Origin of the sequence: Flavobacterium sp. (assembly GCF_049590715.1) — a bacterium.
Taxonomy (GTDB): Bacteria; Bacteroidota; Bacteroidia; order Flavobacteriales; family Flavobacteriaceae; genus Flavobacterium.
Genome location: NZ_JBAWDL010000206.1, coordinates 23,302 through 30,021 on the forward strand (window position 1 = coordinate 23,302; position 6,720 = coordinate 30,021).

At 33.5% G+C, this 6,720-nt stretch carries 5 protein-coding genes; 1 reads left to right on the plus strand and 4 read right to left on the minus strand.

The window, feature by feature from the left end; translation table 11 throughout:
* Window positions 1-22: 22 nt before the first annotated feature.
* From WBQ70_RS09460 to WBQ70_RS09475, 4 genes are all read right to left on the minus strand, one after another.
* A complete protein-coding gene (locus WBQ70_RS09460; RefSeq protein WP_423913340.1) occupies window positions 23-1,060 on the minus strand; it encodes an NADP(H)-dependent aldo-keto reductase in 1,038 nt (345 codons plus the stop codon).
* Window positions 1,061-1,190: 130 nt separating this feature from the next.
* The gene (locus tag WBQ70_RS09465; RefSeq protein WP_423913342.1) at window positions 1,191-2,768 is read right to left on the minus strand and encodes an FAD-dependent oxidoreductase; all 1,578 of its coding nucleotides are present in this window, start codon (window positions 2,766-2,768) and stop codon (window positions 1,191-1,193) included.
* 206 nt (window positions 2,769-2,974) lie between these two features.
* Entirely contained in the window at window positions 2,975-3,895 is a 921-nt protein-coding gene (locus WBQ70_RS09470; RefSeq protein WP_423913344.1) for an OmpA family protein, read from the minus strand.
* Window positions 3,896-3,926: 31 nt separating this feature from the next.
* Window positions 3,927-4,691 carry an exodeoxyribonuclease III gene (locus tag WBQ70_RS09475; RefSeq protein ID WP_423913346.1) on the minus strand — a complete coding sequence of 255 codons (765 nt, stop codon included), beginning with the start codon at window positions 4,689-4,691 and terminating at the stop codon, window positions 3,927-3,929.
* 140 nt (window positions 4,692-4,831) lie between these two features.
* Here WBQ70_RS09475 and WBQ70_RS09480 point away from each other — a divergent pair, with 140 nt between their 5' ends.
* On the plus strand, window positions 4,832-6,637 hold the full coding sequence (locus WBQ70_RS09480) for a GNAT family N-acyltransferase (RefSeq protein ID WP_423913349.1): 1,806 nt from the start codon (window positions 4,832-4,834) through the stop codon (window positions 6,635-6,637).
* The last annotated feature ends 83 nt before the right edge of the window (window positions 6,638-6,720 follow it).

The following is a 6,720-nucleotide window of genomic DNA, read 5'->3' on the forward strand; positions in this document are numbered from 1 at the left end:
CCCTATCCTACTTTAAAAATTATTATGGTGCTGGGTCAGGAAAAACAGCCTGTACTGCGTCTATTTGATGAAGAATTTCGTCTGATAATTTTATGGTAAAAGCATCAATGTTTTCTTTTAATTGTGGCATCGTGGTGGCACCAATAATCGTACTTGCAACATACGGTTGATTATTAACAAAGGCTAAGGCCAATTGCGTTAACGTCAATCCGTGATTTTTAGCTATTCCTTCATACATATGAGTCGCCTGGGTACATTGTTCACTACTGTATCTTGAATATTGAGGAAATAAATTAATACGCGCTTTAGGATGCTTTTCATCTGATAAAAACTTACCTGATAAAACTCCAAAAGCTAAAGGAGAATACGCTAACAAACCAACATCTTCACGATAACACACCTCAGCGGATGCCGTTTCAAATTGACGATTCAATAAAGAATAAGGATTTTGGATTGTAGTAATACGAGGTAAGTCATGATATTTACTTTCCTCTAAAAATCGCATGATTCCCCAAGCATTTTCATTAGATACTCCTATGTTTTTGATTTTTCCTTGTTTAATAAATCCGTCTAGAGTTTCTAAAACTTGGTGGATATTATCTTCCCACTCATCACCTTCAACTTTAAATCCACGTTTCCCAAAACAATTAGTCTTACGTTCTGGCCAATGCAATTGATACAAATCTATATAATCAGTTTGAAGACGTTTTAAACTATTGTCTAATGCATACTGAATACTTTTAGGAGAAAAATCCAGTTTTTCGCGCATATATCCAAAAATAGGACTTGGCCCTGCAATCTTACTTGCCAAAACAACTTTTTCTCTTTTTCCTGAATTTTTAAACCATGTACCTATAATCTTCTCGGTACTCCCATAAGTATCTTTATGCCCTGGGATTGAATACATCTCAGCTGTATCAAAAAAATTAACCCCTTTATCAAAAGCATAATCCATTTGGGCATGTCCTTCGGCTTGTGTGTTTTGTTGACCAAAGGTCATCGTACCAAGACAAACTTCACTTATTTTTATATTTGTATGTGGTAGTTTATTATATTTCATTTTATCGATTCTTATTTAAATACAAAAGTATCTAAAAAAGGAAAAAGGCTTGGAATATAATTCCAAACCTTTTCTTAAATTTCATCAATTCCTCTTCAAATTAGACTAAAATGACTATTTATCCCTGTATTTACAAAACATATTGATTTGCAATTTTTGTAAATTCTTCAATTTGTTGTTGTTCCCACAACGCATCTTTGCCTAATTCATTTGCTACAATACGTGCCACCATAGGAATTATTTCTAAAGTTGCTCGAGCATCTAAAAATAGCATACGAACACGCCTAGCCAAAACATCTTCAACAGTTCTTGCCATTTCATTACGAATAGCCCAAACAATTTCTGCTTTAGTATAAGGCAATCGCATATGAACTTTTTCGCCTAATTCAGGATTCGCTTTTATTAAACTTTGAAGCCCATTTTGATCACTTCCGTAAATGTATTGATGTTGCGTTTTATCATTAGAGTCAGTAGCGCCATGAATTTTAATTTTTTTTGTTTTACAAGGTGCTTTATGTAGTTTTCCTATTGCAATAGCTTTGTTTATGGTATCCTGAGCCATTCTCCGATAGGTTGTCCACTTCCCTCCTGTAATAGTTATAAGACCAGAATTTGAAACAATAATTTTATGACTTCTAGAAATTTCTTTTGTTTTTTCAGATTTATCTTTTGGTGCCGCCAGTGGTCTTAAACCTGCAAAAATACTATCAACATCTTCCCTACTCACTTTCTTAGTCAAATAATCATTGGCTGTATTTATAATAAAATCTACTTCCTTATCTAAAGCTTTTGGCTCTAAACTATGACTATTCAATAACGTATCTGTCGTTCCTACCACAACTTTATTATGCCATGGTACTAAAAACAATACCCTGCCATCATTTGTTTTTGGAATCATAATAGCATCCTTTCCAGGCAAAAAAGAGCTATCCAACACCAAATGAATTCCCTGACTTGGACGCACAATGTTCTTTGATTTGGAATTGTCCATTTTCAGAATTTCATCCGTAAAAACACCTGTTGCATTGATGACTACTTTAGCATTTAATGCATAAGTTATATTAGTTTCCACATCTTCAGCTAGAACTCCATTTACAATTCCGCGTTTATTTTTGGTTAGGTTTTTCACTTTAAAATGATTTAAAACAGTAGCCCCATATTCAATCGCAGTTTGTGCAATATTTACCGCCAATCTTGAGTCATCAAATTGTCCATCATGATATACCACACCTCCTTTAAGGTTTCTATTTTTAAGAGTACTTAATCTTAACAACGTTTCTTGCTTATTGATTCGAATTGATTTACCAAAACTTAATTTACCAGCCAAAGCATCATAAACTTTAAGTCCAATAGTAAATTTGAATGTTTCCCACCAACTGTAATTAGGAATTATAAAAGACATATTACTTACTAAATGTGAAGCATTCTTTAACAACAAACCTCTTTCATGCAATGCCTCCTTGACCAAATCGATGTTGCCTTGAGCCAAATAACGCACGCCGCCATGAAGCAGTTTTGTACTTCGGCTAGAAGTTCCTTTTGCAAAATCCACTTGCTCTAATAAAAGGGTTTTAAACCCACGAGTAGCACTATCCAAAGCAACACCTAAACCAGTGGCACCGCCTCCTATGACAATCACATCCCAATCAGCATTTTCAGTAATTTGTTTTACTAATGTGGTTCTTTTAAAAATATCGTACTCTTTCAATAGTTTTTTTTTGATGAAGTTCAAAGCTGTTATTAGCTATAAAATGACAAGCTACTAAATATTTTATTAGCTCCCTACAAATGAGCTATTTTCTTCATTCCTTTTCACTTATTAAAACACTAATAAATAAAAAAACAGCAGTAAACTCTCGCTTACTACTGTTTTAAAATTATATTTTGTTTTATTAAATACCGTTAAATGTGACATTAATTTATTTCATTCAGCATTTTAGAAATTTCATCTAATCTAGGAGTCAAAATTATTTCAATTCTACGATTTTTAGCTTTACCCTCATTAGTAGAATTAGTGGCTAATGGTGAAAACTCACCACGACCAGCCGCCGTTAAATTTTTCTTGTTGATAGCACTGTTTTCGCTCAAAATAGAGACAATAGCTGTGGCTCTCTTCGTTGATAAATCCCAGTTATTAGCAATTGGACCAGAACTCCCAAAAGGATCATCATCTGTATGGCCTTCAATTAATACGGCAATTTCAGGATTATCACCCAACACCTTACCCACTTCAACAACTGCTTTACGACCTTCTGATCCTACAGTCCAGCTTCCTGAATTGAATAACAATTTGTTTTCCATAGAAACATATACTTTTCCATTTTTTTGTTCTACGGTCAAACCTTTACCTTCAAAACCATTTAAAGCATTTGACAATGTTTCTTTCAATTTTCGCATACTTTCTTCTTTGGAAGCAATAAGAGATTCTAACTCCTGCAAACGCTTAGAACTTTTATCCAATCGCTCTTGTTCAATTGCTAAAGCTTTTGATTTAGCTTCTAATTGAGCCAATAAATCGCGGTTTTTATTCATGTTTGATTGCAAAGCCTCACTGCTATTTTTCTCTAAAGCTTTGTATGAAGCGTCTAGATTATTGTACTTTCCGTTAAGCGTAGCATAATCTGACTTCAGTTTTTCTTGTTGTGATTGCAATTGATCACGTTCTTGCTCCAAGTCGTTTTTGGCCTTCAAAAGAGATGCATTTTCATCTGATAAGCTTCTATTTTCTTTTCTTAAATCAGTGTATTTATTTTCTAATTCGGTATAAATCTTTTTTGAAACACATGAACTTGTTATTCCTAAAACTAAGAATCCGACGACCATTTTTTTTATCATTATTTTAATTTAAAAATTATTAGTTTAACCTCTATTCAATTTCAACCACAATAGGACAATGATCTGAATGCTTGGCTTCAGGTAAAATTAACGCCCTTTTTATCTTTTCTCGCAAGGGTTCGCTTACCAAACAGTAATCAATACGCCATCCTTTATTATTCAACCTTACTGATGGAAAACGCATGGTCCACCACGTATAATTATGAGGTTCTTTGTTCAAAAAACGGAAACTATCAATAAATCCATTTTTTAAGAAAAGATCCAACCAAGCTCTTTCTTCAGGCAAAAACCCAGATACCTTTTTGTTCCGTACTGGATCATGAATATCGATTGCCTCATGACAGATATTATAATCCCCACAAATAACTAAATTGGGAACTTCCTTTTTTAATTCGGTAATATAATTCTGGAAATCATCCATATACATAAACTTATGCCCCAATCTTTCGCTATTAGTTCCTGATGGCAAGTACAAACTCATTACTGAAAGGGTATCAAAGTCGAGCCTAAGGTTTCTTCCTTCAAAATCCATGTGCTCAATTCCCGTGCCATAAACAACATTATTAGGTTTTATTTTTGACAAAACAGCAACACCACTATACCCTTTTTTGGTAGCTGGAAACCAATAATGGTAAGGATAACCCGCAGCTTCAAAATCAGCCAAAGGAACCTGTTCAGGAGTTGCTTTTATTTCTTGAAGACAAATCACATCAGGATTTGCTTGTTGTAACCATTCAATGAACCCTTTAGAAATTGCTGCTCGAATTCCATTCACATTATACGATATAATCTTCATACAAGTATTATTTTTGATTGTTTCAAAAGTACTAAAAATTAAAAAAGATAGCGTATAAAACTCGAAAATAGAATAGCCTCATAGCCAAATAATGGAGTTTTTTTCTATCTTTGTTTTTCGCTCAAAAAACAAAATAACTTATGGGTCTAGTTACTGCCAAAGAAGTTGCAAAAGCTATAAATATTGAAAAATACGGGATTTTAGGGACTTTTTCAGGTTGGCTACTAATGAAAATTCTGAAAATATCAACTTTAAACAAAGTCTATAATCGAAACAAACATTTAAAAGAAGTTGTTTTTCTAAATGCTATATTGGACGATTTACAGATTAAATTTGAAATTCCTGAAGATGATTTAAAACGAATCCCAAAAGATGGTGCTTATATCACCATTTCAAACCATCCATTAGGAGGTATTGATGGTATTCTACTATTAAAATTAATGCTTGATAGAGAACCTAATTTTAAAATTATTGCCAATTTCCTATTGCATAGAATAGAACCTCTTAAACAATACATCATGCCTGTTAATCCTTTTGAAAATCATAAGGATGCAAAATCAAGCGTGATAGGAATAAAAGAAACATTACGTCATTTGAGTGATGGAAAACCATTAGGTATGTTTCCAGCCGGTGAAGTTTCCAGCTATAAAGACGGAGAATTAATGGTAGACAAACCATGGGAAGAAGGAGCAATGAAGGTTATTCGAAAAGCACAAGTACCTGTAGTCCCTATTTATTTTCATGCTAAAAACAGTGGCTTATTTTATTTACTATCAAAAATCAGTAGCACCTTACGTACAGCCAAATTGCCTTCGGAAGTATTTAGTCAAAAACATCGTGTGATAAAAGTACGTATTGGAAAACCTATTTCGGTCAACGAACAAAACGAATACAAAACGATTGAATCTTTCTCAAAATTTTTAAGAAAGAAAACCTATATGCTTGCAAATCCTTTTGAAAAGGAAAGTAAACTATTAAGTACACCAACCTTAAAACTACCCAAAAGCCCCAAAGAAATTGTTACTCCCGCCAATGCCGACAATATTATCAGCGAAGTGACTGCTTTACGTGATACCGATTGTCGATTGTTACAAAGTAAAAACTATGAAGTGTTTTTTGCGGGAGCAGATAAAATTCCTAATGTTTTACATGAAATTGGTCGCTTGAGAGAAGTAACTTTTAGAGAAGTAGGCGAAGGCACAAATGAATCTATAGACTTAGACAAATTTGACAAATACTACCACCATCTTTTTTTATGGGATGAAGAAGCTAAAAAAATCGCAGGCGCTTACCGAATGGGATTGGGATCTGAAATTTTTAAAGCCCATGGAATTGAAGGATTTTATCTAAATGACCTTTTCCGTTTTGAGCCTGAATTATACGACATGATGAGTAAATCTATCGAAATGGGTAGAGCATTTATCATCAAAGAATACCAACAAAAACCAATGCCTTTATTCTTATTATGGAAAGGCATTATTCATACCACGCTCCGTTTTCCAGAACACAAATTCTTGATGGGTGGCGTAAGTATTAGTAATCAATTTTCGGACTTTTCTAAATCATTGATGATTCAGTTTATGAAGTCAAATTATTACGATCCATATATTGCACAATACATTCATCCTAAAAAAGCCTACAAAGTCAAACTAAAGGATGCTGACAAAGATTTTATCTTTAACGAAACTGAAGCCGACTTAAATAAATTTGACAAAATTATTGACGAGTTAGAGCCTGGTGTTTTGCGTTTGCCAGTATTGATCAAAAAATACATTAAACAGAATGCAAGAGTAGTTGCTTTTAATGTGGATCCATTGTTCAACAATGCAATTGACGGCTTAATGTACATTCGTATCGAAGATATTCCTGAAAGCACTATGAAACCCGTTATGGAAGAGTTCCAAGCAGAACTGGAACGAAAATCAGCCGAAAAGGAAGAATTATAAAAACCGTTTACAAACAAAAAAAGTCTCGATTCTATCGAGACTTTTTTTGTTTAATTTTTAATATCATAGTTTGAAAATTATAC